The following is a 25,425-nucleotide window of genomic DNA, read 5'->3' on the forward strand; positions in this document are numbered from 1 at the left end:
CTTTATGCGGATAAACGTTGAATGATGGCCTCACGCAAGGCCGGCAACAGGGCGCGGCGCGCGGCCAGCACCTCGGGCGCCGTCTCGCGCTGCACCACGGCCCAGCTGGGGTGCGGGAAATGCGCATCGTCACGATAACGCGGGATCACGTGCCAGTGCACGTGCGGCGTCATGTTGCCGAAACTGGCCACATTGACCTTTTCCGGCGCCATCACTTCGCGCACGGCCAGCTCGACTTGCCACACGACTTCCATGACATAGTTGCGCTCGCCGGGCGTGAGATCCGTCATTTCCTTCACGTGCTTGTTCCAGATCACGCGGCAAAACCCGGGGTAGGCAGGGTCGTCGACGGCCACCACGGACAGGCGTTCGCTGCGCCACAGCAAGACCTCACAGCCCTGCTTCTTGGCAAAGCCATCGAGCAAGTTGCACAGATCGCAGGTCGAGGACGTCACACCAGCACCCGTTCGATGCCGCCGTCATTGGCGCGTTTCACGTAATCGGGCATCCAGTTCTCTCCCAGCAAGTGTTTGGCGATCTCGACGACGATGTAATCGGCCGTCGTGCCCGAATCATCATTGTAGCGCGACAAGCCTTGCAGGCACGACGGGCAGCTGGTGAGGATTTTGACGTCGCCGGTGAACCCATCGCCGCGCAGCTTGTCGGCGCCCTTGACCATCTCTTCTTCCTTGCGGAAACGCACTTGCGTGGAAATGTCAGGGCGCGTGACGGCCAGCGAGCCCGATTCGCCGCAGCAACGGTCATTCTTCTCGATCTTCACGTTATCCACCGTGCTGATCAGGGAGTTGATCGTCTTGCCCGATTCCTGCAGCTTCATCGGATTGTGGCATGGCTCGTGGTACATATAGCGCGTGCCGTTCACGCCTTCCAGCTTGACGTTTTTCTCCAGCAAATACTCATGGATATCCATGATGCGGCAGCCAGGGAAAATCTTCTCGAACTGATACGTGGCCAACTGGTCGTAGCAGGTGCCACAGGACACCAGCACCGTCTTGATGTCCAGGTAATTGAGCGTGTTGGCCATGCGGTGGAACAGGACGCGGTTGTCCGTCATCATCTTCTCGGCCTTGTCGAACTCGCCCGCGCCCCGCTGCGGATAACCGCAGCACAGGTAGCCAGGCGGCAAGACCGTCTGCACGCCTACTTCCCACAGCATCGCTTGCGTGGCCAGGCCCACTTGCGAGAACAAACGTTCCGAACCGCAGCCGGGGAAGTAGAACACGGCTTCCGTATCGGCCGTGGTCGTCTTCGGATTGCGGATGATCGGGATGACCTTGTCGTCTTCGATGTCGAGCAGCGCGCGCGCCGATTTCTTCGGCAGGTTGCCCGGCATCTTTTTGTTGATGAAGTGGATCACCTGCGCCTTGACGGGCGGCTTGCCCGTCGATGGCGGCGGCGCCTTGGTTTGCTTCTTGGCAAATTTCTTCAACAGATCGTGGCCCAGGCGCTGCGCCTTGTAACCCCAGCCGATCATAACCTTGCGCGTGGCGTTGATGGTCACGGGATCGGTGGCGTTGAGGAACATCATCGTCGCCTTGGTGCCCGGATTAAAGCTCTTCTTGTCCATCTTGCGCAGCAAATTGCGCATGTTCATCGACACGTCGCCGAAGTCGATGTTCACCGGGCAAGGCGTCACGCATTTATGGCAGACCGTGCAGTGGTCGGCCACGTCCTCGAACTCTTCCCAATGCTTGATGGAAATGCCGCGGCGCGTCTGCTCTTCGTACAGGAAGGCTTCGATCAGGGACGAGGTCGCCAATATCTTGTCGCGCGGCGAGTACAGCAAGTTGGCGCGCGGTACGTGGGTCGAGCACACGGGTTTGCACTTGCCGCAACGCAAGCAATCCTTGACGCTGTCGGCGATGGCGCCGATATCGCTTTGCTGCATGATCAGCGACTCATGGCCCATCAGGCCGAACGATGGCGTGTAGGCATTGCGCAAGTCGGCGCCCATGCCCGGCAGGTTCAGCAGTTTGCCCTTGTTGAAACGGCCTTCGGGATCGATGCGCTGCTTGTAGCTGCGGAAGTCGCCGATCTCTTCTTCCGTCAAAAATTCCAGCTTGGTGATGCCGATACCATGTTCGCCGGAAATGACGCCATTGAGCGAACGGGCCAGGATCATGATGCGGCCCACGGCTTCGTGGGCGTCCTGCAGCATTTCGTAATTGTCCGAGTTGACGGGCAAGTTCGTGTGCACGTTGCCGTCGCCCGCATGCATGTGCAGCGCGACAAACACGCGGCTACGCAAAATGCGCGCGTGAATGGCAGTGGCCTCGTCGAGGATCAGTTTGAAAGCGGCGCCGTTGAAGATCTGGCGCAGCTGGGCGCGGATTTCCTGCTTCCACGTGATGCGCACCGTGCGGTCCTGCACCACGTCGAACAGGGTGGCGTTCGGCTGCGTTTGCAGGCGCGCATCGAACACGGGCAACAGGCGCTCCATGCCCAGTTCGGCCAGTTCGCCCTTCACGTCGACCAGCGGACGGTCGAGCTGGGCCAGCAGATAGGTCCAGCGCGCCGTCACTTGCGCCAGCAGCTGCTGCGCCTGCTCGGCGCGGTCGCCCAGCATTTCAGCATCGTCGACGCGGTCATCCGATGCATCGTCGCTCTTGCCGATTGGCAAATTACCCTTGGCAAAGAATTCGCTGAGGGCGTCGGCCAGTTGCAGCTTGTTCTTGATCGACAGCTCGATATTGATGCGTTCGATGCCATCCGTGTATTCGCCCATGCGATTGAGCGGGATCACGACGTCTTCATTGATCTTGAACGCATTGGTATGTTTGGCGATCGCCGCCGTGCGGGCACGATCCAGCCAGAATTTCTTGCGCGCTTCGGGGCTGACGGCCACAAAGCCTTCACCCACGCGGGTGTTGGCGATGCGCACCACTTCCGACGCCGCTTGCGCGACGGCGTTTTCATCGTCGCCGACGATGTCGCCAAACAGGGCCATCTTCGGCAGCACGCCCCGCTTCGACTTGGTGGCGTAGCCGACGGCGCGCAGGTAGCGCTCGTCCAGGTGCTCGAGGCCCGCCAGGCGGATGCTCGTGTATTGCTCGCCCTTGGCCGGCAAGCCATCGAGGTAATCCTTGATTTCCACGATCGACGGGATCGCGTCGCGCGCCTGGCCGAAGAATTCCAGGCAGACGGTGCGGGCGAACTTCGGCATCTTGTGCAGAATCCAGCGCGCCGACGTGATCAGGCCGTCGCAGCCTTCTTTCTGGATACCCGGCAAGCCGGCGAGGAATTTGTCCGTCACATCCTTGCCCAGGCCTTCCTTGCGGAATTTACGGCCAGGAATTTCCAGGATTTCCGTCTTGAACGGCGCGTTCGGTTTTGTCGCGTCGCGCGTGCTCGGGTGACGCCATTCCAGCTGGAAACGTGCCAGCGCGATATCGTGGATCTTGCCCAGGTTATGGTCGAGGCGCGTGACGTCGAGCCAGTCGCCGTTCGGGTCGACCATGCGCCACGAGGCCAGGTTGTCGAGCGCCGTGCCCCACAGCACGGCTTTCTTGCCGCCCGCATTCATGGCGACGTTGCCGCCGATGCAAGAGGCGTGGGCCGAGGTGGGGTCGACGGCAAACACGAAACCGGCCTTCTCCGCCGCTTCCGAGACCTTGTTCGTGATCACGCCGGCGCCCGAATTGATCGTCGCGTATTCGTGCGTCAAGCCAGGCAAGACCGTCATTTCCACGGCGCCCAGGGTGATCAGTTTTTCTGTGTTGATGACGGCCGACATCGGCGTCAATGGAATCGCGCCGCCCGTGTAGCCGGTGCCGCCGCCGCGCGGGATGATGGTCAGCCCCAGCTCGATACAGCCCTTGACCAGGCCGGCCATTTCCTCCTCCGTGTCGGGCGTGAGCACGACGAACGGGTATTCCACGCGCCAGTCGGTGGCATCCGTCACGTGCGACACGCGCGTCATGCCGTCGAAGCGCACATTGTGCTTTTCCGTGTAGCGGCCCAGCACCTTGACCGTGCGCTTGCGCAAGTCGTAGGTCTTGCGGAATTCATCGCCAAAGTCGGCCACGGCCTTGCTGGCGGCCTTGAGCAGCAGTTCAACGTTATGGCTGCGCGCCTGCGCCACTTCCGGCGTCTCGCCGCTGGCGGCCACGTCGCCGCCGGCCGCATCGATGGACAGGCGGCGCTTGTCGACTTCGGCCAGGCGGTGATGCAAGGCATCGATCAAGCCCTGGCGGCGCTTCGGATTGTCGAGCAAGTCATCCTGCAGAAAGGGGTTGCGGCGCACGACCCAGATATCGCCCAGCACCTCGTACAGCATGCGGGCCGAACGGCCCGTCTGGCGGGCGCCGCGCAGCTCGTCGAGCAGGCGCCAGGAGTCCTCCCCCAACAGGCGTATGACGATCTCGCGATCGGAAAACGACGTGTAGTTATACGGGATTTCGCGCAGGCGGCTTGCTGCGGGACCATTCGGCGTTTCTGCCAGTAAAGCTTGGATTTGTGCGGGAGCGTTCATGGAGTGTGGTGACGATGTGGACTGGACCCTAAAGACCCATTTTATCTTATTGCGCCGCACCATGCGGGAACAGCCTTAGGCAGCCTAAGGTTTAAGCACCGCATCCGCCACCATAGCAAATATGGAAAAGCCCTCCATTGCCGAATAAAAAACCAGATTCTACGAATTTTCAACGAAAAAATACCAAAAATCAGACCCTGCTGCGAACTATCGAACTGCACGAAATGGGGCAAACTGGCGTTGCAGGCCGTCCCATTCAAGCCAGCATCTGGCCGATCCGGTGCCAAACACCATCGGGGACGTAGAGCAGCAAGCCTGTCATGGTCAGGTAGCGTGCGCACTTGCCGATGGCCATATAGGCCACGCTGGGCCAGAACGGCAACTTGAGCCAGCCCGCCAGGGTACACAGGGGATCGCCCACGAGGGGCAGCCAGGCCAGCAGCATGGTCTTGGCGCCATAGCGGGCCAGCCAGCGGAACCAGCGCGTATCGCGCTCCTTGGCGAACGCCTGCTTGGCCCGGTAGCCCATCCAGTAGTCGACGATGCCGCCCAGGGTATTGCCCAGGGTGGCGACGCCGATGGCGGCCCAGAACAGCGCGGGATTGGCCTTGATCACGGCAAACACGGCCGGCTCCGAGCCGAGCGGCAAGAGGGTAGCGGAAATAAAGCTGATCAGAAAGACCGATGTCAGCCCGACTTCCGGTGCTGCGATCAGCTGCAGCAGCCAGGCGATTGCGGATTCGATCATGGAACACTTCGCGATGCGGTAAGGCTCTCCATTATAATGAAGAGCAGCCTGGGCGCCGCACACATCGCGCCGGCTGGCAAAGGCAGACCCGCCCGCAGTTCCACAGAGCATTATTGTCGCCAGGCTATCCGCCGCCGCGCCGCCGCTATCGACAGACACGCTCCAGACCCTTTCTGGCCCAGAATAACTTGCTTGCAGACTATGAACATCGACTACCTCAAGAAAATCCTGACCGCCCGCGTCTATGACGTCGCCACCGAAACGCCGCTGGAACTGGCCCCTGCCCTGTCGCAGCGCCTGAACAACCAGATTTACTTCAAGCGCGAAGACATGCAAAGCGTGTTCAGCTTCAAGATTCGCGGCGCCTATAACAAGATGTCCAAGCTCAGCGAAGCGGAACGCAAGCGCGGCGTGATCTGCGCCTCGGCCGGCAACCATGCCCAGGGCGTGGCCCTGTCGGCCGCCCGCATGGGTTGCCGTGCCGTCATCGTCATGCCCACTACCACGCCGCTGGTGAAGGTCGAGGCGGTCAAGGGACGCGGCGGCGTGAACGTGGAAGTGGTGCTGCACGGCGAGTCGTACACGGATGCCTACAACCATGCGCTGACCCTGGAAAAGGAACAGAAGCTGACCTTCGTGCACCCGTTCGACGACCCGGACGTGATCGCCGGCCAGGGCACGATCGGCATGGAAATCCTGCGCCAGCACGCCGGCCCCATCCACGCCATCTTCGCCCCCATCGGTGGCGGCGGTTTGATCGCCGGCATTGCTGCCTACGTAAAACAGATTCGCCCCGACATCAAGATCATCGGCGTGCAAAGCGTCGATTCAAATGCCATGGCCCGCTCGCTGAAGGCGGGCGAGCGCGTGACCCTGAACGACGTGGGCCTGTTCGCCGACGGCACGGCCGTGCGCCTGGCCGGCGAGGAAACCTTCCGCCTGGTGCAGGCGTATGTCGATGAAATCATCACCGTCGACACGGACGCCATCTGCGCCGCCATCAAGGATGTGTTTACGGATACGCGCAGCATTCTGGAGCCGTCCGGCGCCTTGGCCATCGCCGGCGCCAAGGCCTATGTGGAACGGGCCAGCCTGACCAAGCACCCCGTCAACAATGAAACCCTGGTCACCATCGCCAGCGGCGCGAACATGAATTTCGACCGGCTGCGTTTTGTGGCGGAACGGGCCGAGTTGGGCGAATTCCGCGAAGCCGTGTTCGCCGTTACCATGCGCGAACAGCGGGGCAGCTTCAAGCGCTTCTGTTCGCTCATTGGCGCGCGCAACGTGACGGAATTTAACTACCGCATCAGCGATGAAAAAGCCGCGCACGTGTTCGTCGGCATTCAAATTGCCGACAGGCATGAATCCAGCGTGCTGGCGAAGACCTTCGAGGAACACGAATTCAAGACCCTCGACCTGACCCACGACGAACTGGCCAAGTCGCATATCCGCCACCTGGTGGGCGGCAAGAGCCGGCTGGCGCAGGACGAGCTGCTGTACCGCTTCGAATTCCCCGAACGCCCGGGCGCGCTGATGCGCTTTCTCGACAGCATGGCGCCGAACTGGAATATTTCCCTGTGCCATTACCGCAGCCAGGGCGGCGACGTGGGCCGCATCCTGATCGGCCTGCAAGTACCGCCCGATGAAATGGGAGAATTCGCCCGCTTCCTCGATACCCTGGGGTATCGTTACTGGGATGAGAGCAGCAATCCCGTCTACAAGCTGTTTTTAGGTTAGTTCTAACCCAGGCGAACAAGCTGGGGTCAGACCCGACGGGTCTGACCCCGAAATAGGCTACCATGCGTGCTTGACTGAATTCACGCCACACGACCATGACCACCACCAACGACCTCGCCGAACAATCCCCGCTGGGCAAAAGCTCCGCCTACCACACCGATTACGCGCCGGAATTGCTGTTTCCGATTCCGCGCCAGGGCAAGCGCGACGAGCTGGAACTGCACGGTACATTACCGTTTTTCGGCCTCGATATCTGGAACGCCTACGAACTGTCGTGGCTGAACCAGCGCGGCAAGCCGCAGGTGGCCATTGCCAAGGTCAGCGCGCCGGCCGATTCGCCCAACATCATCGAATCGAAATCGTTCAAGCTCTACCTGAACTCGTTCAACCAGACCAAGCTGGACAGCCCGCAAGCCCTGCTGGCATTGCTCCAGCAGGATTTGTCGAATGGTTTCGGCGCGCCCGTGCAAGTGGAACTGACTTTGCAGGAAGATTTCGGCAAGCTCAAAATGGGCGAGTTCGACGGCGTGCTGCTCGACCGTCTGGACCTGGAAATCACGCAATACACGCCCTCGCCGCTGCTGTTGAAGGCGGCGCTCGATGAGGCGCCCGTGGAAGAAAAACTGGTGTCACATTTGCTCAAATCAAATTGCCTGGTGACGGGCCAGCCCGACTGGGGCAGCGTGCAGATCGTGTATGCGGGGCCGCAGATCGACCAGGAAAGCCTGTTGCGCTACCTGATCGGTTTCCGCGAACACAATGAATTCCACGAGCAATGCGTGGAACGCATCTTTGTCGATATCTTGCGTCAGTGCAAGCCCCAAAAACTGTCCGTGTATGCGCGCTATACGCGCCGCGGCGGCCTCGACATCAATCCCTGGCGCAGCAACTTCAGCACGGGAGCGATGCCGGGCAATCTGCGCAACGCGCGCCAGTAACGCTAGGCAACACCGCGCAACACCCCAAAACCATGCCAACAGGAATGTTGGCTGTGTTTTAAAACAACGTTGCAGTAGTGCCGCAGAGCATGTCAAAGACGCTGAAAAATCGGAAAATCGGCATTCGGCGGCGGAAAAACCGGCGCGCCGCGTGTTTTTAATCAAGAAATAGCCGATACACGCCGATGTTATTTTTTTGCTAAAATGATGGTCACATTGGCTGTAGCGCCCACTGCGCCCGCAGCGGACGTATACTGTTGAGAATTGGCGTTACAGGCCGCGAAAACAGGCCTATAATTCGGCTCGCAAGCCCTCTGCGCATTGCACCATTTCATTGAGTGTCATGACTAATCTTAGCAAAATATTATCCCTCGAAAACGTCCTGCTGGATCTGGAAGTTTCCAGCAAGAAGCGCGCCTTCGAGCAAGCCGGCCTGATCTTCGAAAACAATTACGGCATCGCCCGCTCTACCGTCTCGGACAATCTGTTTGCCCGCGAACGTCTGGGCTCGACCGGTCTGGGTCATGGCGTGGCCGTGCCGCATGGCAGAGTCAAGGGCAGCAAGACCTTGAAATCGCCGCTGGGCGCCTTCGTGCGCCTGGCCGAACCGATTCCGTTCGAGTCGCCCGATGGCAAGCCCGTCAATCTGCTGTTTTTCCTGCTGATTCCCGATCATGTCACCCAGCAACATCTGGAAATCCTGTCGGAAATCGCCGAAATGTTTTCCGATGACGCCTTCCGCACGGCATTGGCCACGGATCCGGAACCGAAATCCGTGCATTCGCGCATCGTCAATTGGCAACCCAGTCTGCAAGCGGCGGGTTAAACTTCAGGTATTCCTCCACTCCTGAAGAAGACTGCCATGTTGCAAACGCCGCTGACGATACAACGCCTGTACGACGATAATCGTGAAAGTCTGCAACTGGGCTGGTTCGCCGGCTTCCCCGGCGGCGAGCGCCTGATCTCGGGCGACGTCTCGTCAGCCGCCGACCAGGTGGGCCACTTGAACCTGATCCATCCGGGCCGCATCCAGGTCTTCGGTCACCAGGAAATCAATTACTACCAGCGCCTGAAGGTCAACACGCGTACCCACGTGATCGGCGAACTGATCGCCGGCGGTCCGCCCGCGCTGATCATCGCGCAAGGGCTGGAAACGCCGCCCGACATCCTCGCCATCTGCGACGAGCAAAACATTCCCCTGTTCTCCACCCCGCTGCCGGCCGCGCAAGTGATCGACTTTCTGCGCGTCTACCTGTCGAAAAAACTGGCGCAGCGCATCATCATGCATGGCGTGTTCATGGACGTGCTGGGCGTGGGCGTGCTGATCACGGGCGATTCGGGCCTGGGCAAGAGCGAGCTGGGGCTGGAGCTGATTTCGCGCAGCCACGGCCTGGTGGCCGACGACGCCGTCGAATTCTCGCGCATCGCGCCGAACATGATCGAAGGCCGCTGCCCGCCCCTGCTGCAAAACCTGCTGGAAGTGCGGGGCCTGGGTTTACTCGACATCAAGGCCATCTTTGGCGAAACGGCCGTGCGCCGCAAGATGCGCCTGAAACTGATCGTCCACCTGGTGCGCCGCAACGCGCTGGAAGAAGAAGTCGAGCGCCTGCCTTTCCTGTTCCCTACGGAAGACGTACTCGGTCTGCCTGTGCGCAAGGTCGTCATCCCCGTCGCCGCCGGCCGCAACATCGCCGTCCTGCTGGAAGCGGCCGTGCGCAACACGATTCTGCAGCTGCGCGGCATCGATACCTTGCAGGAGTTCATGGAGCGGCAACGCCTCGCCATGAGCGGCGATTAACAACGTAGGTCGGATTAGCGGGGCCGCCGAGGTGGGGCAAGGCCCCGCGTAATCCGACGACAATGTTGGCGCGTGCAGCAAAGAAATACCCCAGCCCAAATTGCAATAATTTGTAAAGATAATTGCATCGGGAGCGCGGTGCCGGTCTTTATTGTATGATCGGGCTATGCATATCGTCCTTATCACCGGAATATCCGGCTCCGGTAAATCCGTCGCGCTCAATGTGCTGGAAGATACCGGCTACTATTGCGTCGACAACCTGCCGCCGGCCTTGCTGCCGAGCCTGGTGCAAACCTTGCTCGACGAAGGCACGCCGCAACTGGCCGTCGCCGTCGATGCGCGCAGCGCCGAATCGCTCGTCAGCTTGCCGCACAATGTCGCGCTGTTGCGCGACCAGGGGCATGACGTCAAGGTCATGTTCCTGACAGCCACCACACATTCGCTGGTGGCGCGCTTCTCGGAAACGCGGCGCAGCCATCCGCTGTCGCACGAGTTGCGCCCGAACCAGAATCCGGCCAGCCGCCGCACCCTGATCGAGTGCATCTCGGAAGAACGCGAACGCCTGTCGGCCATCGAACAGCTGGGCCATGTGATCGATACCTCGGAACTGAGCGCCAACAAATTGCGCGCATGGATCAAGGATATCGTCGCCTCAGAGCGCGCGCCGCTGACCCTGTTCTTCGAATCGTTCGCCTTCAAGCTGGGCGTGCCGCTCGATGCCGATTTCGTCTTCGACGTGCGGGCCTTGCCCAATCCCTATTACGACCTGGCCCTGCGCCCGCTCGACGGCCGCGACGCGCCCGTGATCGCTTTCCTCGACGCGCAACCGAGCGCGCTGGAGCTGCTGGCCGACATCCGCGCCTTCATCGAGAAATGGTTGCCGTCGTTCAAGTCCGACAACCGCAGCTATTTGACGGTGGCGCTGGGCTGCACGGGCGGCCAGCACCGCTCCGTGTACATGGCGGAACGGCTGGCGCAGTATTTCGGCCCCAAAGAAAGAGTCGTGCTGCGCCACCGCGAGCGTTCTTAATCAGTCGAGGTGGCGCAGCGGATGGGCTTGCGCCGGCCAGACGGGGGCGAAGAAACGCGCCACCATGGCCGCGTCGACCCCGTCCAGGCTGGCAGGCTGCCAGCGCGGGGCATTGTCCTTGTCGACCACCAGCGCGCGCACGCCTTCGAGCACTTCGCCATGTTCGAAATTGTGGCGCACCACCGTGCGCTCCATGCGCAGGCAATCGGCCACGCCCAGGTGGGCGCCCCGCTGCAGCAACTCCAGGGTCACCGACATCATCAAGGGCGAGCGCAGGCGCATGGCCGCCAGCGCCTTCGCCGCGAATGCGCCGTCATCCTGCGCCAGCGAGGCCATGATGGCGGCCACCGAACCCGCGCTGAAATGGCGGTCCAGCGCCGCGCGCGCCGTGGCCAGGAGGGAAGCGCCCGCCTCGGCCTGGAAAGGCGCCGCCAGCGCCTTGATGGCGACCGGCAAGGCCTCGCCCGGTGTGGACTCGAACAGGGCCAGCAGCGCCCCCATCTGCGCCTCGGGCAGATACACGTCGGCCAGGCCCGTGTACAGGGCGTCGGCCGCGTTGATCGTCAAACCCGTCAAGCCCAGGTACAGGCCCAGCTGACCGGCCAGACGGGACAAAAAGTAACTGCCGCCCACGTCGGGGAACAGGCCGATATTGACTTCCGGCATAGCCATGCGCGTGCGGCCTGTGACGATGCGCAGGCGGTTGCCGGGCCCCGCTTGCGCCACGCCCATGCCGCCGCCCATCACCACCCCATCCATGACGGCGATATACGGTTTCGGATAAAAATGGATCAAATGATTTAAAGCATATTCTTCCGTAAAGAAATCTTCCAGCAAGGCGCTGCCGCCCTGCGGCGTGGCCAGGCCCGCATCGTAAAAGAAACGGATGTCGCCACCCGCGCACAGGGCTTTTTCGCTGCTGGAGCGGATCACCACGGCGTCCACCTGCGGATCGTCGCGCCATGCCAGCAAGGCCGCGCTCAGGGCGCGCACCATCTCCAGCGACAGGGAATTCAAGGCTTTCGGACGGTCGAGCACGATGTGGCCCGTGCGGTGGCGGATGGAAATCTGGACGAGGTCGCTCATGGCAGGCAGGAAAGAAGTGAAAGTGCAAACATTCTAGCGCCTGCGCGGCGAACATTGCGTTTCGCTGGACGCAAAAAAGGGCGCAATGTGCGCCCTTAGTTGATCACAGCCGGTTGAAAGTCGCGGGCCGCTTAGGCGGGGGCGAATTCTTCTTCCGAACTGTCTGGCAGATGCTTGATCGCCTCTTTACCGTGCCCTTGCACTTTGGTTTTGTATTTCATCACTTGCCTATCGAGCTTGTCGATCAGGGTATCGATCGCGGCATACAGGTCGTGTGCCAGGCTTTCCACATAGACAGTTTTACCACTCAGACGCAGGTTGACTTCGGCCTTTTGACGTTTTTCTTTCTCTTTGAGGTTATCCACGGTCAGAATCACGGCGATATCGATAACTTGATCGAAATGACGTTTCACGCGCTCCAGCTTCGTTTGTACGTATTCACGGATGGCTGGTGTCACTTCGAGATGATGTCCGCTGATGGTGAGATTCATACACACTCCTAAAGATGATCGGGTTCGTGCGGTCCATCGTATCCGGCCCGCAGAGGAACCGAAAAAAACTTACAAACACTTACGCAGGCTCACTGGCGGAATTTTTAATGCTTCCCGGTATTTGGCAACAGTACGTCGCGCAATCACCATGCCTTGTTCCCCCAGCATGTCCGCAATCTTACTGTCGGATAAAGGATTTTTAGGGTCTTCTGCTCCTGTCAGTTGCACGATCAATGCCCGTATCGCCGTCGATGACGCTTCGCCCCCCGCTTCGGTGGCGACGTGGCTACCAAAGAAATATTTCAACTCGAACATGCCGTGCGGGGTCAGCATGTACTTTTGAGTTGTTACCCGCGAGATAGTACTCTCGTGTAAACCCAGTGTATCAGCTATTTCACGGAGCACAAGGGGGCGCATGGCAACGGCCCCATGCGAGAAAAAGTTCTTTTGTCTTTCTACTATCGCCTGCGCCACGCGCAGAATCGTGTCGAAGCGCTGGCGCATATTCTTGATCAGCCACTTGGCTTCCTGCAACTGTGCACCCATGGCGCCCTCGCCCTTGCCCTGCTTGAGCAAGTTGGCGTACATGGCATTGACGCGCAGGCGCGGCATGACGTCGTTGTTCAGGGTCACTTGCCAGCCATTGCGCGCGCGCTTGACGACGACGTCGGGCACCACGTAATCGGACACGTCCGCAGCGAACACGGCGCCCGGATGCGGGTTGCACTGGCGAATTACCGTCTGCGCTTCACGCAAGTCTTCATCGTCGCAATCGAGGGCTTTTTTCAGCTTGTTGAAATCGCGCTGGGCAAACCAGGCCAGGTGCTTTTCCACGATGACGAGGGCCATGCGCCGCGTCACCATGGCGATGTGCGGCAAGCGCTTGATCTGCAGCGCCAGGCATTCGGACGCATTGCGCGCGCCCACGCCGGGCGGATCGAAACTTTGCAGCAGCGACAAGGCCGTGCGCATCTCGTCGGCATCGATTTCCAGCTCTTCCGGCAGGCGCGCCAGGATGTCGTCGAGCGACTCTTCCAGGTAGCCATTGTCGTCGAGCGCGTCGATGATCAGCTCGACCAGCGCGCGGTCGCGCAATTCGAGCACCGTCACGCGCATCTGCTCCATCAGGTGTTCGCGCAGGGTGCAGTGATGGGCCTCCAGTTGCGGGCGGGAATCTTCGTCGTCGGGCGCCTTGCCCCGGCTCGCTTCGCTCCAGTCGCTGTCGCCGCCATCCGCGGCGGCCGGGCCCTCGCCCGCCTCGCCGTCAAAGGTTTCCGCTTCGGCCGGCGCCGCGGGCGCCTCCTGGCCTGGCGGCTGGGGCGGCGCTTCGGCCGGCGCGGCCGTGGAGCTCAAGGCCCCGTCGGACAGCAGGCGCAGCGAACGGTCGAGTGGATCGTCGAGGCGCTCGAGCAAGGGATTGTCCGTCAGCAGTTGCTCGAGTTCCTGATGCAATTCCAGAGTAGACAATTGCAACAGGCGTATCGATTGCTGCAACTGCGGCGTCAGTGCCAGGTGCTGCGAAGTGCGCAGCTGCAATGATTGTTTCATTGGCTTACATGCGGAAGTGTTCGCCCAGATAGACCCGGCGTACCGACTCGTTCGCGATGATGTCGTCGGGGCGTCCCGACGCCAGTACCGAGCCCTGGTTGATGATGTAGGCACGGTCGCAAATACCCAGCGTCTCGCGCACATTATGATCGGTGATCAGCACGCCGATATTGCGCTCCTTCAAGAAGCGCACGATGCGCTGGATCTCGATCACGGCGATCGGGTCGACGCCGGCGAACGGTTCGTCGAGCAGCACGAAACGGGGATCGGTGGCCAGGGCGCGGGCGATTTCCACGCGGCGGCGCTCGCCGCCCGACAGGGACAGCGCCTGGTTCTCGCGCAACTTTTCAATCTGCAAGTCGGCCAGCAGTTTATCCAGGCGTTCCTCGATCTCGGCCTTCTTCAAAGGACGGCCTTCGACGGTCTGGATTTCCAGCACGGCGCGGATATTGTCTTCCACCGTCAGCTTGCGGAACACGGACGCCTCCTGCGGCAGATACGACAGGCCCATCTGTGCGCGGCGGTGGATCGGCAGGCTGGAAATGTCCACGCCGCTGATGTCGATGCTGCCGCCATCCGACGGCACCAGGCCGACGATCATGTAGAACGAGGTGGTCTTGCCGGCGCCGTTCGGGCCCAGCAGCCCCACCACTTCGCCGCATTCGACTTGCAGCGAGACATCATGCACGACTTGCCGCTTGCCATAGGTTTTCTGCAGTCCGCGAACGATCAGGGTGCTGCCGCAACGGGTATTGTCCATTATTTCGTTCCTGGCACAGGTGTGGCCGGCGCTTTCTCCGCCGCGGGCGCCTTGGTCTTCGGCTGGATCACCATGCGCACGCTGCCGCCGTCGGAGGTGCTGGTGCCGCTGTCGGAATTTTCCATCTTGAATACTTCCTTGCGGCTGTCATACGAGATGAAGGCGCCATTGGCCACATCCGTCACTTTCGTGCCCTCCAGGCGCGTCAGCTTGGCCTTGGAAAACAGTTTCACCACTTCCGTCTTGTTGTCGTATTCCACGCGCTCCGCTTCGCCTTCGACCCACAGGTCGCCGGCGCCATCGCGCTTCTGGCGGAAGGTGGCCAGCTTGCCGGGATCGGCCCAGAAGGTGATGAACTGGTAGCCTTGCGGGTCTTCCGTGATCAGGGCCCGGCCCGCCTTCATGGTCAGCGTGCCCTTGACCAGCACGACGTCGCCCGTCAGGGTACGAATCTGCTTGACGTCATCGACGTGGCCGCTACGCGCCGTGATGACGGCTTCCTTCTCGGAATCGGCCTTCTCGGCATGCGCCACGCCCATGAGGGCCAGAGAAAATACGCTCAACAGCAAGATGTTCTTCATAGTATGGTTTCCTTGTTTCATTCTGTCATTTTGCCGCCGCGGCCGGGCGCGGTTTCGGCGGGAGGACCATGCGCAAGGCATTCTGCACTTCCACCACGCCGGTGGCGTTATTGGCCTTCATGCCGATACCATTGATGCGCGAGGCGCCCGTCAGGATATCGACAGGCACGTCCGTTTCCATTCTTTCTTCGTCCGGAAACACCGTCAGCGCTTCCGTCCTGACCGTCAGGTTCTGCGCCTTCGGACTGGCCACGCGGTCGATCACGACCTTGCGGTGCAGTTGCAGCCGGGTATTGTCCTGGTCGATATGCGCCAGTTCCGCATTCATGTTCAACGGCGGCATGCCCGGCGTCAGCTTGCGCACGAAGGGCTGGTCGATATCGGACGAATCGTCGGCCGGATAATGCGTGAGCTTGTTGCCCGACACGATATAGCTGGGCTTACCCGTCAAGTCCATGCGCACCAGGCTGAAATTGGTGATGAAATAGTCGGGCTCACCCAAATTCTTGCTGGCCTTGATGTCCTGGCCATTCTTGTTCATCACTTCAAGCAGCCAAAAGCTGGCCAGCGCGACGACGACCGCGCCCAGCAGGGTAAAAATCATGCGCCAGCGATGGGCGCCTCCTGGCTTACGCATAGGGTTTCACTCTTTCATAGGTCACTGGCGGCAAGGCGCACCTCACTCCAGGAACGGCGCCATGACGCGCGCATAGTTGTCCTGGGCGCGCAGCAGGAATTCGCAGATTTCGCGCACCGCGCCGCGGCCGCCGCCGGCCTGCGTCACATGGTGCGCCAGGCCCTGCGCTTCCGGACGCCCGCCCGGCACGCTGACGGCAAAGCCCACGCGACGCAGGATGGGTGCATCGATGACGTCGTCGCCGATGTAGCCGCATTGCTCTTCCGTCAAGCCCGTCAGCGCCAGCAGTTCGCGAAACGGCGTCAGCTTGTCGTGACCACCCTGGTGCACATGGGTAATGCCCAGGTCTTGCGCGCGGCGTGCCGTGATGGCCGAGCGGCGCGCGCTGATGATGGCCGTCTGCACACCGGATTCCTGCAGCAGCTTGATGCCCAGGCCATCATACACATTAAACATTTTCATCATTTCGCCATCGGGGCCGAAATGCAGGCTGCCGTCGGTAAGCACGCCGTCGACGTCAAAGATCATCAGTTTGACCTTGGCCGCGCGCGCCAGGTTGTCCGCTACGCTCTCCATCAGATCACCTTCGCTTGGGTCAGATCATGGATATGCAGGGCGCCCACCAGCTTGCCGTCGGCATCGACGACCAGCATCTGGTTGATGCGGAACTGTTCCATCACGGCCACGGCATCGACAGCCAGGCGTTCGGGCGCGATGCTGCGCGGCTGCGCATGCATGACGTCGCAGATCGCCACTTGCGTGAAATCCTGCACGCGCTCGAACATGCGGCGCAAGTCGCCATCCGTAAACACGCCCACGGGGCGGTTGTCCGCATCGACGACGGCCGTCATGCCCATGCCCTTCTTCGTCATTTCTTCCAGCGCCTGCAGCAGCGAAGCGTCCACGGGTACTTTCGGCACCCGTTCGCCGCTGCGCATGACGTCATGCACGTGCGTCAGCAGGCGACGGCCCAGGGCGCCGCCCGGGTGCGAGCGGGCGAAATCTTCTTCCTTGAAGCCGCGCAAGTCGAGCAAGGCCACGGCGATCGCATCGCCCAGAGCCAGGGTGACGGTGGTGCTGGCCGTCGGCGCCAGATTCAGCGGACAGGCCTCTTTTTCAACAGAAATATCCAGGTGCACATCGGCCAGCTGGGCCAGGCTCGAGTTCGGCTTGCCCGTCATGGAAATCAGTACGCCGCCCATGCGCTTGACGACGGGCATGATGGCCATCAGTTCGGACGACTCGCCCGAGTACGAGATGGCAATAAAAGCATCGTCCGAGGTGACCATGCCCAGGTCGCCATGGGCCGCTTCGGCCGGATGCACGAACAGGGCCGGCGTGCCGGTGGAAGCGAGGGTGGCGGCGATCTTGCGCGCGATATGGCCGGACTTGCCGATGCCCGAGACGACGACACGCCCCTTGCACTGCAGCAGCAGCGCCACGGCGCGGCCCACGCTGTCGTCCGTGGCCAGGCGCGCGTGCAGCGCAACGATGGCGTCGGACTCGATCTGCAAGGTGGTGCGGGCCAGCGCGACGGCGCGCTCGGTCGTCGCTTGCATGTCAATTCGATCAAAAGCTTTCAGCATTGTTTTTTCATGGGTTACACTCATGCCCAAAGTATAAACGAATTAGGAAAGCAAAAAACTTGCCAGTCACAACAAACAACGATTTCCATTGACCGCACCGGGCAACCCATGTTTTCCTCGCTTGAACTGACCCTGATGTTACTCGGCAGCGCCGTGCTGGGCGTGGTCGCTTTCAGAATGTTGCATTTGCCGCCCATGCTCGGCTATCTGGCCGTTGGCATCGTTATCGGCCCCCATGCGCTGGGCCTGGCGGCGGAAAACGAGGCCAGCCATACCCTGGCCGAGTTCGGCGTCGTCTTCCTGATGTTTTCCATCGGGCTCGAGTTTTCTTTGCCCAAGTTCCTCGCCATGCGGCGCATCGTTTTCGGCCTCGGCATGGCGCAGGTGGTCACCACCATCATCGCCACCGTCGTCTTCGGCTGGTTCGTCGGGCGCTACCTGTCCGCCTACATCCACCTGAGCTGGCAAGCCGCGTTCGCCCTGGGCGGCGCGCTGGCCATGTCGTCGACGGCCATCGTCTCGAAAATGCTCACGGAGCGGCTGGAACTCGAAAGCGAACACGGCCGCAAGATCATCGGCATCCTGCTGTTCCAGGACCTGGCCGTCGTGCCCCTGCTGATCCTGATTCCCGCCCTCACGCGCGATTCGGACAACCTGGCCGAAACCCTGGCCTGGGCCGGAGGCAAGGCCCTGGTCGTGCTGATCTTGCTGCTGTTCCTCGGCCAGAAGATGGTGCGCGGCTGGCTGACCATCGTCGCCAAGCGCCGCTCGCAGGAATTGTTCATGCTCAACCTGCTGCTGATCACGCTGGGCGCGGCCTGGATCACGGAGCGCGCCGGGCTGTCGCTGGCCCTGGGGGCGTTTGTGGCCGGCATGCTCATTTCCGAAACGGAATTCAAGCACCAGGTGGAAGAGGATATCAAACCGTTCCGCGACGTGCTGCTGGGCCTGTTCTTCATCACCGTCGGCATGCTGCTCAATATCCGCGTGGTGCTCGATAACTGGTGGCTCGTCCTGCTCTTGCTGTGCGGCCCCGTGCTGCTGAAATTCACCCTGATCGCGGGCCTGGCCCGGCTGTTCGGCTCATCGACGGGCGTGTCATTGCGCACGGGCCTGGCGCTGGCGCAGGCGGGCGAGTTCGGCTTCGTGCTGCTGAATCTGGCCGGCGGCATCAAGCTGATGGACCCGTTCGTCGTGCAGGTGGTGCTGGCCTCGATGGTGCTGTCGATGCTGGTGGCGCCCTTCCTCATCGCCAAGTCGGACGCCATCGTCATGAAATTGGCCGCCAACGACTGGATGATGCAATCGCTGGCCCTGACGAAGATCGCCACGCGCACGATGGCTTCGCAGAAACACGTGCTGATCGCCGGCTTCGGGCGCAGCGGGCAAAGCCTGGCCACCCTGCTGGCGGAGGAAAAGATCGAATACCACGCGCTGGACCTGGACCCGGAACGGGTGCAGGAAGCGCAGCTGGCCGGCGCCCACGTCTCGTATGGCGACGCGGGCCGGCGTGAAAGCCTGGTGGCGGCCGGCATCTACCGGGCCAGCGCCGTGGTGATCACGTATGCGAATACCCCCTCGGCACTGAAGTTATTACATTTACTCAAAGAAATGGCGCCGACCTTGCCCGTCATCGTGCGCAGCCACGACGATACCGACCTCGACCAGTTGAAGAAGGCGGGTGCGGCCGAAGTCGTGCCGGAATTGATGGAAGGCAGCCTGATGCTCGCTTCGCACGCGCTCATCATGATGGGCGTGCCCCTGCGCCGCGTGGTGCACCGGGTGCAGGCGGCGCGCGAGGAGCGCTATGCGTCCCTGCGGGGCTACTTCCACGGTTCCAGCGACGCGGGCGACGATGCCGAACTGGAGCGCCTGCATACGGTCACCGTCAGCGAAGGCGCGCACTGCGTGGACTTGCCCTTGAGTGCGATCGACGTGGCCGGCTGCGGCGCGTTTGTGACGGCCATCCGCCGCGGCCGCGGCAGCCTCGATGTCAGCCCCGAAACGCAGCTGGCCAGCGGCGACGTGGTGGTGCTGCGCGGCACGGCCGACGCCGTGGCCAAGGCGGAAACCTTGCTATTGAAATAATCAGCCGATCTTGCTCAGCTGCTCTGCGGCTGCCAGCTGACGACCTTGTTGCGGCCATCGGCCTTGGCCTGGTACAGGGCCTGGTCGGCGTGCGCCACCAGTTGCTGCGCCACCGTTTCGATCGGGAGCAGCGCCGCGTCCGCTTCAAGGCTGGCCACGCCGATCGACACGCTGACCCACGCTTGCGCGCTGCCCGGCAAGTCGAACATGGTGCCGGCGATGCTGGCGCGGATGCGTTCGGCAACAAACGTGGCGCTGTCGAGGTCGGCGTCGATCAGCAGCACGACGAATTCTTCGCCGCCGAAGCGGCCCAGTGCATCGGAGCGGCGCAATTCCGTGCGGATGCGCGTAGCCACTTCGCGCAGCACTTCATCGCCGCCCTGGTGGCCATGCTTGTCATTGAACAGCTTGAAATGGTCGATATCGATATACATGCATGAGATGCAATAATTCTGGCGCCGCGCACGGGCGATTTCTTCCAGCAGGCGGCGGTCGATATAGCGGCGGTTGTAGACGCCCGTCAGGGAATCGGTCAAGCCGATGTATTTGAGCATTTCATTGCTGATCACGTTTTCCAGGCAAATGGCGATGATGGACGCCATGTGCTTGATGAAATCCGTGCCCAGCGCGGGCGTAAAGCGCGTCACGTCGCTGCTGGCCAGGTTCAGGCTGCCGATCAGGCGCTTGTTGCGCAACAAGGGCACCAGCGCCACGCTGCGCAGAGATGCTATCTGCGGAAAACGCGGGCCATGCACGGCCGCGTCGAAGGCACCGAGCAACGGCGATGGCGGCAAGGCCGCTTCGCCCTCGGCCGCCGGCACCGGCGACGTAAACCCCAGCTCCGCCACGGCATGCACGAACAGCAACTGCGGGAAGGCGCTGAAATCGACGCCCAGCTTTTCCATCACCAGCACGATATCGTCATCCTCGTCGAGCAGGCTCAAGGTGACGCCGTCGAGGTCGGAAATCACGGGCAAGGTGCGGAAAATGGTGCCGATCAACTCGGGAAACGTGGACGCGCTGACGATTTCCAGGTCGAACGCCTGGTGGCGGCACATGATGTCGTGGTTGCGCTCGACCTGTTCCAGCAGGAAAGCCATGCGCGCGCGCAAGGCCTGGTTTTCGGCTTCGAGGCTGGCAATGCGCGGGTCCGGCGGTATTGCTTGATTCATAGAAACCTTAAACCCTTGTGTACGGGCGCCATGCTTAAAATGCCAGTTCGAAACCGATGTCCTGCCCCACCACGATACGCTCATCGCCGCCTTCGGTGACGATGGCGTTCATGCCGAAGCAGATGGCGCCGTCGAGTTCGGGCTTGGCGCGATAGCCATGCATGACGTCGAGCGGATCCGGGCCGGGCACGCCCGTGGCCTGGTCCACCGACGGGATCGGGCAGCGCGAACACGGCTTGACGGGTTTCAAGGTCGTCGCGCCCAATTGCAGGAACGCGGCGTAGTCTTCCTCGAAGGCGCCGATATCGCCGATGACGAGGTTGGGCCGGAAGCGGTTCATCGGCAGCGGTTCACGGCCGACGGCGCGCAGCTTGTCGTTGACATCGGCCAGCGAGGCGGCACCCGCGATCAGCACCGGGTAGCCGTCGGCAAACATCGTCGAGGCGGCCACGCCATCCGTCCATTTGGTGCTCGTGGCGCGCACCACGTCCGGGTGAAAGCGCGCGAGGCGGCACGGCACGCCGATGGCCTGGGAAAACCATGTCGCCGTCACCTCGTCGCAATCGTAGGCGCGCACGGTATCGTCCCACACCTGCACCTCCAGCATCGGTGCCAGTTGCGGATGCGGCAAGCCCAGCTCGATTTCCAGGCGCAGCATGCCCGGCGCGCGCAATTCCAGCGTGCTGGCCTTGATGGATGGCACGATCAGCGCCATGCGCGGATGTTCGCGCTGGGTCAGGAAGCGGCCTTGCTCGTCCACCACCATCCATTCGCGGTCGAACACGTGCTCGCTCATCAGCCCTGAGCGCGTCAGGACCGCCTCGCGCAAATGGATGCCGGCGCACGATTTGATCGGATACAGGATGATGTCGGACAGGATAGCCATGGACAGGGGGAGAAGGAACAGTGTTGCTGCTTCTGCCAGGAAATTATTCAGAAGCGAAGTATGGCAGCAAAGCGGGCAAGCGTAAATCAGCCAGATTCAGCCAATGAGGCTGAATCTGGCGCGGTCATGATCAATACGTGTAGAAAATACGCTGGATTTCTTGCGTGCTGTTGGTTTTGGTCAAGGCCAGCATCAGCAGGATGCGGGCTTTTTGCGGGTTCAGGGTGTCGGATACGACACTGTCGAGTTCATCGTCGTTGGCTTCGCCATTGCGCGCCACGATGCCCTGGCCGACGCGGCTCGAACGCACGATCAGCACGCCCTTCTGGCGCGCTTCCACCAGGGCCGGCTTCATTTGCGCGGCCACGCTGCCATCGCCCACGCCCGCGTGGATGATGCCCTTGGCGCCGGCGGCAATGAAGGCGTCCATGCCGACACGGTTCATGTTGGCATAGCCGTAGACGATGTCCACTTGGGGCAAAGCGTCGAGCTTGCTGATGTCAAATTCCGATTCCAGGGTGTGCTTGCGCGTCGACTGGCGATAGAAGAAAGGCTTGCTGCCCTGGATGTAGCCGAGCATGCCCAGTTCCGGCGACTTGAAAGTGTCGGTGGTGGACGTGTTCGTCTTGGTCACTTCACGCGCCGCGTTGATCTGGTCGTTCAAGGCCACCAGCACGCCCTTGCCCACGGCTTCCTTGCTGCCGGCCAGCAACACGGCGTTGTACAGATTGATGGGGCCGTCAGCCGAGATGGCGGTCGAGGGACGCATGGCGCCCACCACCACGACCGGCTTGTGGCTTTTCACGGTCAGGTTCAGGAAATACGCCGTTTCCTCGATGGTGTCGGTGCCGTGCGTGACGACCACGCCATCGACATCGTTCGAGGCCAGCAGCACGTTGATGCGCTTGGCCAGGGCCAGCCAGTGGCTGTTGCCCATGCTTTCGCTGGCGATCTGGAACACTTGCTCGCCTTTCACATTCGCCACTTTCTTCAATTCCGGCACGGCCGCGATCAGGCGCTCGACGCCCACGGTGGCCGAGGTGTAGCCGACGGTGGTGGTGCTGTCGGCGCCGCTGCCGGCGATGGTGCCGCCCGTGGCCAGGATCACCACATTCGGCAATTTGACGGCCGCCTGCTGCGCGCGTGCGGGGGACGCGGCAACAAAGCCCATCAGCAAGGTGGCCAGCATCAGCTGTGCACAAGAATGGAATTTGCGTGAAAACATGGTGCTCCTGTTCGGTGATGTGTCAAAGATAACAAAGTCGTGTGCAAATTATATGTCATCAGTGCTACAAAAAAGCCCCGATTGACGCGTTCAGCGCAAACGTGCGCGCCTTCCCATGCGCTACAGTGGCGCCATGTCCACACTCCCGTCCTTCCGCTCTTGCCTCGTCCTGCCGTTCGTCCTGATGGCGCTGGGCGCCTGCTCCACGCAGGTCGAACTGCGCACGGCGGCGCAGCAGGAGCAGTGGGGACGTGAAGCCGCTGGCCAGGGCGACTGGGCGCAAGCCATGCGCAGCTACGCGGCCGCGGCCGAGAATGCCGAACTGGGCCATGGCGATGCAGCTTGGCAGGCGCGGCTGCACCACGAAGCGGGACGCGCCGCCAGCGCCGCCTGCCGCTACGATGCGGCCGCATTTCATTTCCGCCAGGCTATCGCGCTGGCAAAGCAGGCCCGTACATCGAGCGCCCTCAGCGACAAGGCGCTGGAATCGCTACAGGCCGGCAAACCTTGCCCAGTTCCCCCATGAACGTCGCGCGCACCTTGGCGGCAGCATCCACCCTCTTTACCGGCATGGCGTCCGCGTGCGCAGCCGAGCCGGCGCTCCCCCTATGGGAAGCGGGCGTCTTCGGCGGCACGGCCGTCACGCCCGCCTATCCTGGCGCCAGCGAACGCTCGACGCGCAGCCTGGTCCTGCCCTATCTGATTTATCGCGGGAAAGTATTGCGCGCCGACCGTTCCGGCGTGGGCGCGCGCCTGCTCGATACGGATCGCCTCGACTTCGATATCGGTTTTGCCCTGTCCTTGCCGGCCCGCTCCAGCGACGTGCCGGCCCGGCGCGGCATGCCCGACCTGGGCACCTTGGTGGAATTTGGCCCGCGCCTGAAAATCAAGCTGGCCGAGCCGACGCAGCACAGCCGCCTTGGCCTGGAACTACCCTTGCGCGCCGTCATCGAAGCGCGCGGCGGCCTGCGCCGCCAGGGCGCCACGTTCGAACCGCGCCTCGTGTACGCGCTGCAAGGCGAGCGGCAGGCATGGCATGTCGATGCCAGCGTCGGCGCCGTGCTGGGCAATGCCGCCATCAACGATTACTTGTATGGCGTCAGCCCCGCGTTTGCCACCGATGGGCGCCCCGCGTATGCGGCCAAAAGCGGACTGATGCTCACCCGTCTGGGCCTGGGCGGCTCCTACCGGCTACAGCGGGACTGGCGCGCCTTTGCCTTTTTACGCTACGACAATTACACGGGCGCCGCCAACCGCGCCAGCCCCCTGCTGCGCCAGAACAGCGGCACCTCGGCCGGCATCGGCCTGATGTGGACGTGGCAGCGCTCGGAGAGCCTGACACGGGGCCACGACGATTAGAGAACCAGCCGATGGCAGACATGCTGGCCATCCGGGCAATAAAAAACCCTGCAAATCAATGACTTGCAGGGTTCGTTGTCGCCCCGTATGGGACCGGCGCAGGGATTAGACGTTGAACAGGAAGTTCAGCACGTCGCCGTCCTTGACCACGTATTCCTTGCCTTCGGCGCGCATCTTGCCCGCTTCCTTGGCGCCCGCTTCGCCCTTGTAGGCGATGAAGTCGTCATAGGCGATGGTTTGCGCGCGGATGAAGCCGCGTTCGAAGTCGGTGTGGATCACGCCGGCCGCCTGTGGCGCAGTGGCGCCCACGGGGATGGTCCAGGCGCGCACTTCCTTCACGCCCGCCGTGAAGTAGGTTTGCAGACCCAGCAGCTTGTAGCCGGCGCGGATCAGGCGGTCCAGGCCCGGCTCTTCCATGCCCATGTCGGCCAGGAAGGCGCCCTTGTCGGCGTCGTCCAGGTCGGCGATTTCCGCTTCCAGCGCCGCGCAGATGGCGACGATGGGGGCGTTTTGCGATTGCGCATACGCCGTCAGCTGGTCCAGCAGCGGATTGTTGGTAAAGCCCGTGTCGGACACGTTGGCGACGAACATGGCCGGCTTGGCCGTGATCAGGCACAAAGGCTTGATCAGTTCCATTTCGTCGGCGTCCAGGCCCATGGCGCGCACGGGTTTCGCGTCGTTCAGGTACGGCATCATGCGTTCCATGATGGCCAGCAGCTTGGCCGCATCCTTGTCGCCCGAGCGGGCTTTCTTGTTTTCGCGGTGGATAGCTTTTTCCACGGTACCCATGTCGGCCAGCGCCAGTTCGGTCTGGATGACTTCGATATCGTCGAGCGGGTTGATCTTGCCGGCCACGTGGATGACGTTGTCGTCTTCGAAGCAGCGCACGACGTTGACGATGGCGTCCGTTTCGCGGATGTGCGACAGGAACTGGTTGCCCAGGCCCTCGCCCTTCGATGCACCGGCCACGAGGCCGGCGATGTCGACGAATTCCACGATGGCGTTGACCATGCGTTCCGGCTTGACGATGGCGGCCAGCGCATCCATGCGCGGATCCGGCACTTCGACGACGCCGACGTTCGGCTCGATGGTGCAGAACGGATAGTTTTCAGCCGGGATGCCGGCTTTCGTCAGTGCATTGAACAGGGTGGACTTGCCGACGTTCGGCAAGCCGACGATACCGCATTGGAGACTCATGGAAAACCTTTAAATAATCAATATTGCCGGCAAGCGGCTGGTGCAAAACGGCCGTTGCGGGCGTTT

The 25,425-nt window shown here is 61.9% G+C and carries 23 protein-coding genes; 8 read left to right on the plus strand and 15 right to left on the minus strand.

Translation table 11 applies throughout. From position 1 onward, the window contains the following. Window positions 1–2 precede the first annotated feature (2 nt). From AC1Q6X_RS21785 to AC1Q6X_RS21795, 3 genes are all read right to left on the minus strand, one after another. Entirely contained in the window at window positions 3–455 is a 453-nt protein-coding gene (locus tag AC1Q6X_RS21785) for an HIT family protein (protein WP_492404216.1), read from the minus strand. Continuing rightward, window positions 452–4,492, minus strand: coding sequence for a DUF3683 domain-containing protein (locus AC1Q6X_RS21790; RefSeq protein ID WP_492498376.1), 4,041 nt, complete (start codon window positions 4,490–4,492; stop codon window positions 452–454). The genes AC1Q6X_RS21785 and AC1Q6X_RS21790 overlap by 4 nt, the downstream gene beginning before the upstream one ends. A 256-nt stretch (window positions 4,493–4,748) precedes the next feature. After that, window positions 4,749–5,240, minus strand: a complete 492-nt coding sequence (locus AC1Q6X_RS21795) for a YqaA family protein (protein ID WP_070221645.1) — start codon at window positions 5,238–5,240, stop codon at window positions 4,749–4,751. A gap of 201 nt (window positions 5,241–5,441) precedes the next feature. Between AC1Q6X_RS21795 and ilvA the strand changes: the two genes are divergently transcribed. The 5 genes from ilvA (at window position 5,442) to rapZ (ending at window position 10,743) form a co-directional block, all read left to right on the plus strand. Continuing rightward, window positions 5,442–6,977: a threonine ammonia-lyase, biosynthetic gene (gene ilvA, locus AC1Q6X_RS21800; RefSeq protein ID WP_034753344.1), complete on the plus strand. Its 1,536-nt coding sequence runs from the start codon at window positions 5,442–5,444 to the stop codon at window positions 6,975–6,977. 95 nt (window positions 6,978–7,072) lie between these two features. After that, window positions 7,073–7,915, plus strand: a complete 843-nt coding sequence (gene queF, locus AC1Q6X_RS21805; RefSeq protein ID WP_121668351.1) for an NADPH-dependent 7-cyano-7-deazaguanine reductase QueF — start codon at window positions 7,073–7,075, stop codon at window positions 7,913–7,915. Window positions 7,916–8,258: 343 nt separating this feature from the next. After that, window positions 8,259–8,741 (plus strand): PTS sugar transporter subunit IIA, encoded by a 483-nt coding sequence (locus AC1Q6X_RS21810; RefSeq protein ID WP_034753339.1) that lies wholly within the window; start codon window positions 8,259–8,261, stop codon window positions 8,739–8,741. Window positions 8,742–8,777: 36 nt separating this feature from the next. Beyond that, a complete protein-coding gene (hprK, locus tag AC1Q6X_RS21815) occupies window positions 8,778–9,713 on the plus strand; it encodes an HPr(Ser) kinase/phosphatase (RefSeq protein ID WP_034753337.1) in 936 nt (311 codons plus the stop codon). 166 nt (window positions 9,714–9,879) lie between these two features. Then, window positions 9,880–10,743 (plus strand): RNase adapter RapZ, encoded by an 864-nt coding sequence (gene rapZ, locus AC1Q6X_RS21820; protein WP_070221648.1) that lies wholly within the window; start codon window positions 9,880–9,882, stop codon window positions 10,741–10,743. On the opposite strand, the gene AC1Q6X_RS21825 is transcribed toward rapZ, so the two are convergent. From AC1Q6X_RS21825 to AC1Q6X_RS21860, 8 genes are all read right to left on the minus strand, one after another. Next, complete coding sequence (locus AC1Q6X_RS21825; protein WP_492498377.1) at window positions 10,744–11,829, minus strand: enoyl-CoA hydratase/isomerase family protein; 1,086 nt, start codon at window positions 11,827–11,829, stop codon at window positions 10,744–10,746. Window positions 11,830–11,960: 131 nt separating this feature from the next. Beyond that, on the minus strand, window positions 11,961–12,320 hold the full coding sequence (gene hpf / locus AC1Q6X_RS21830; RefSeq protein ID WP_070221650.1) for a ribosome hibernation-promoting factor, HPF/YfiA family: 360 nt from the start codon (window positions 12,318–12,320) through the stop codon (window positions 11,961–11,963). 69 nt (window positions 12,321–12,389) lie between these two features. After that, complete coding sequence (locus AC1Q6X_RS21835) at window positions 12,390–13,868, minus strand: RNA polymerase factor sigma-54 (RefSeq protein WP_070221651.1); 1,479 nt, start codon at window positions 13,866–13,868, stop codon at window positions 12,390–12,392. 4 nt (window positions 13,869–13,872) lie between these two features. Further along, window positions 13,873–14,628 carry an LPS export ABC transporter ATP-binding protein gene (gene lptB, locus AC1Q6X_RS21840; RefSeq protein WP_034753325.1) on the minus strand — a complete coding sequence of 252 codons (756 nt, stop codon included), beginning with the start codon at window positions 14,626–14,628 and terminating at the stop codon, window positions 13,873–13,875. Continuing rightward, window positions 14,628–15,209, minus strand: a complete 582-nt coding sequence (lptA, locus tag AC1Q6X_RS21845) for a lipopolysaccharide transport periplasmic protein LptA (protein WP_070221652.1) — start codon at window positions 15,207–15,209, stop codon at window positions 14,628–14,630. The genes lptB and lptA overlap by 1 nt, the downstream gene beginning before the upstream one ends. Window positions 15,210–15,234: 25 nt before the next feature. Continuing rightward, the gene (gene lptC, locus AC1Q6X_RS21850; RefSeq protein WP_070221653.1) at window positions 15,235–15,846 is read right to left on the minus strand and encodes an LPS export ABC transporter periplasmic protein LptC; all 612 of its coding nucleotides are present in this window, start codon (window positions 15,844–15,846) and stop codon (window positions 15,235–15,237) included. Between the two features lie 42 nt (window positions 15,847–15,888). Then, window positions 15,889–16,422 (minus strand): KdsC family phosphatase, encoded by a 534-nt coding sequence (locus tag AC1Q6X_RS21855; RefSeq protein WP_492498378.1) that lies wholly within the window; start codon window positions 16,420–16,422, stop codon window positions 15,889–15,891. After that, window positions 16,422–17,456: a KpsF/GutQ family sugar-phosphate isomerase gene (locus AC1Q6X_RS21860; protein WP_492498379.1), complete on the minus strand. Its 1,035-nt coding sequence runs from the start codon at window positions 17,454–17,456 to the stop codon at window positions 16,422–16,424. Before AC1Q6X_RS21860 ends, AC1Q6X_RS21855 begins: the two co-directional genes overlap by 1 nt. An 84-nt stretch (window positions 17,457–17,540) precedes the next feature. Here AC1Q6X_RS21860 and AC1Q6X_RS21865 point away from each other — a divergent pair, with 84 nt between their 5' ends. Next, window positions 17,541–19,520: a cation:proton antiporter domain-containing protein gene (locus tag AC1Q6X_RS21865; RefSeq protein ID WP_492498380.1), complete on the plus strand. Its 1,980-nt coding sequence runs from the start codon at window positions 17,541–17,543 to the stop codon at window positions 19,518–19,520. A gap of 14 nt (window positions 19,521–19,534) precedes the next feature. Here AC1Q6X_RS21865 and AC1Q6X_RS21870 read toward each other — a convergent pair whose 3' ends face one another. The 3 genes from AC1Q6X_RS21870 to AC1Q6X_RS21880 all read right to left on the minus strand — a co-directional run bounded on the left by AC1Q6X_RS21870 (window position 19,535) and on the right by AC1Q6X_RS21880 (window position 22,803). After that, window positions 19,535–20,692: a GGDEF domain-containing protein gene (locus AC1Q6X_RS21870; RefSeq protein ID WP_070221656.1), complete on the minus strand. Its 1,158-nt coding sequence runs from the start codon at window positions 20,690–20,692 to the stop codon at window positions 19,535–19,537. A 34-nt stretch (window positions 20,693–20,726) separates the two neighbouring features. Continuing rightward, a complete protein-coding gene (locus AC1Q6X_RS21875) occupies window positions 20,727–21,578 on the minus strand; it encodes an MOSC domain-containing protein (RefSeq protein WP_492498381.1) in 852 nt (283 codons plus the stop codon). Between the two features lie 130 nt (window positions 21,579–21,708). Then, a complete protein-coding gene (locus AC1Q6X_RS21880) occupies window positions 21,709–22,803 on the minus strand; it encodes a type II asparaginase (protein ID WP_070221658.1) in 1,095 nt (364 codons plus the stop codon). Window positions 22,804–22,936: 133 nt separating this feature from the next. On the opposite strand from AC1Q6X_RS21880, the gene AC1Q6X_RS21885 reads away from it, so the two are divergent. Then, window positions 22,937–23,329: a hypothetical protein gene (locus AC1Q6X_RS21885; RefSeq protein WP_492498382.1), complete on the plus strand. Its 393-nt coding sequence runs from the start codon at window positions 22,937–22,939 to the stop codon at window positions 23,327–23,329. Further along, entirely contained in the window at window positions 23,311–24,162 is an 852-nt protein-coding gene (locus AC1Q6X_RS21890; protein WP_492498383.1) for a MipA/OmpV family protein, read from the plus strand. Before AC1Q6X_RS21885 ends, AC1Q6X_RS21890 begins: the two co-directional genes overlap by 19 nt. Window positions 24,163–24,267: 105 nt before the next feature. Here AC1Q6X_RS21890 and ychF read toward each other — a convergent pair whose 3' ends face one another. Then, on the minus strand, window positions 24,268–25,359 hold the full coding sequence (ychF, locus tag AC1Q6X_RS21895; protein ID WP_071325626.1) for a redox-regulated ATPase YchF: 1,092 nt from the start codon (window positions 25,357–25,359) through the stop codon (window positions 24,268–24,270). Window positions 25,360–25,425: the final 66 nt, after the last annotated feature.

Source organism: Janthinobacterium sp. GW823-FHT06H09, assembly GCF_058794735.1.

Coding starts and splice junctions, on each gene's coding strand:
- AC1Q6X_RS21790 (WP_492498376.1), bottom strand. CDS start 4,492: ATGAACGCTCCCGCACAAATCCAAGCTTTACTGGCAGAAACGCCGAAT.
- AC1Q6X_RS21795 (WP_070221645.1), bottom strand. CDS start 5,240: ATGATCGAATCCGCAATCGCCTGGCTGCTGCAGCTGATCGCAGCACCG.
- ilvA (WP_034753344.1), top strand. CDS start 5,442: ATGAACATCGACTACCTCAAGAAAATCCTGACCGCCCGCGTCTATGAC.
- queF (WP_121668351.1), top strand. CDS start 7,073: ATGACCACCACCAACGACCTCGCCGAACAATCCCCGCTGGGCAAAAGC.
- AC1Q6X_RS21810 (WP_034753339.1), top strand. CDS start 8,259: ATGACTAATCTTAGCAAAATATTATCCCTCGAAAACGTCCTGCTGGAT.
- hprK (WP_034753337.1), top strand. CDS start 8,778: ATGTTGCAAACGCCGCTGACGATACAACGCCTGTACGACGATAATCGT.
- rapZ (WP_070221648.1), top strand. CDS start 9,880: ATGCATATCGTCCTTATCACCGGAATATCCGGCTCCGGTAAATCCGTC.
- AC1Q6X_RS21825 (WP_492498377.1), bottom strand. CDS start 11,829: ATGAGCGACCTCGTCCAGATTTCCATCCGCCACCGCACGGGCCACATC.
- hpf (WP_070221650.1), bottom strand. CDS start 12,320: ATGAATCTCACCATCAGCGGACATCATCTCGAAGTGACACCAGCCATC.
- AC1Q6X_RS21835 (WP_070221651.1), bottom strand. CDS start 13,868: ATGAAACAATCATTGCAGCTGCGCACTTCGCAGCACCTGGCACTGACG.
- lptB (WP_034753325.1), bottom strand. CDS start 14,628: ATGGACAATACCCGTTGCGGCAGCACCCTGATCGTTCGCGGACTGCAG.
- lptA (WP_070221652.1), bottom strand. CDS start 15,209: ATGAAGAACATCTTGCTGTTGAGCGTATTTTCTCTGGCCCTCATGGGC.
- lptC (WP_070221653.1), bottom strand. CDS start 15,846: ATGCGTAAGCCAGGAGGCGCCCATCGCTGGCGCATGATTTTTACCCTG.
- AC1Q6X_RS21855 (WP_492498378.1), bottom strand. CDS start 16,422: ATGGAGAGCGTAGCGGACAACCTGGCGCGCGCGGCCAAGGTCAAACTG.
- AC1Q6X_RS21860 (WP_492498379.1), bottom strand. CDS start 17,456: ATGAGTGTAACCCATGAAAAAACAATGCTGAAAGCTTTTGATCGAATT.
- AC1Q6X_RS21865 (WP_492498380.1), top strand. CDS start 17,541: ATGTTTTCCTCGCTTGAACTGACCCTGATGTTACTCGGCAGCGCCGTG.
- AC1Q6X_RS21870 (WP_070221656.1), bottom strand. CDS start 20,692: ATGAATCAAGCAATACCGCCGGACCCGCGCATTGCCAGCCTCGAAGCC.
- AC1Q6X_RS21875 (WP_492498381.1), bottom strand. CDS start 21,578: ATGGCTATCCTGTCCGACATCATCCTGTATCCGATCAAATCGTGCGCC.
- AC1Q6X_RS21880 (WP_070221658.1), bottom strand. CDS start 22,803: ATGTTTTCACGCAAATTCCATTCTTGTGCACAGCTGATGCTGGCCACC.
- AC1Q6X_RS21885 (WP_492498382.1), top strand. CDS start 22,937: ATGTCCACACTCCCGTCCTTCCGCTCTTGCCTCGTCCTGCCGTTCGTC.
- ychF (WP_071325626.1), bottom strand. CDS start 25,359: ATGAGTCTCCAATGCGGTATCGTCGGCTTGCCGAACGTCGGCAAGTCC.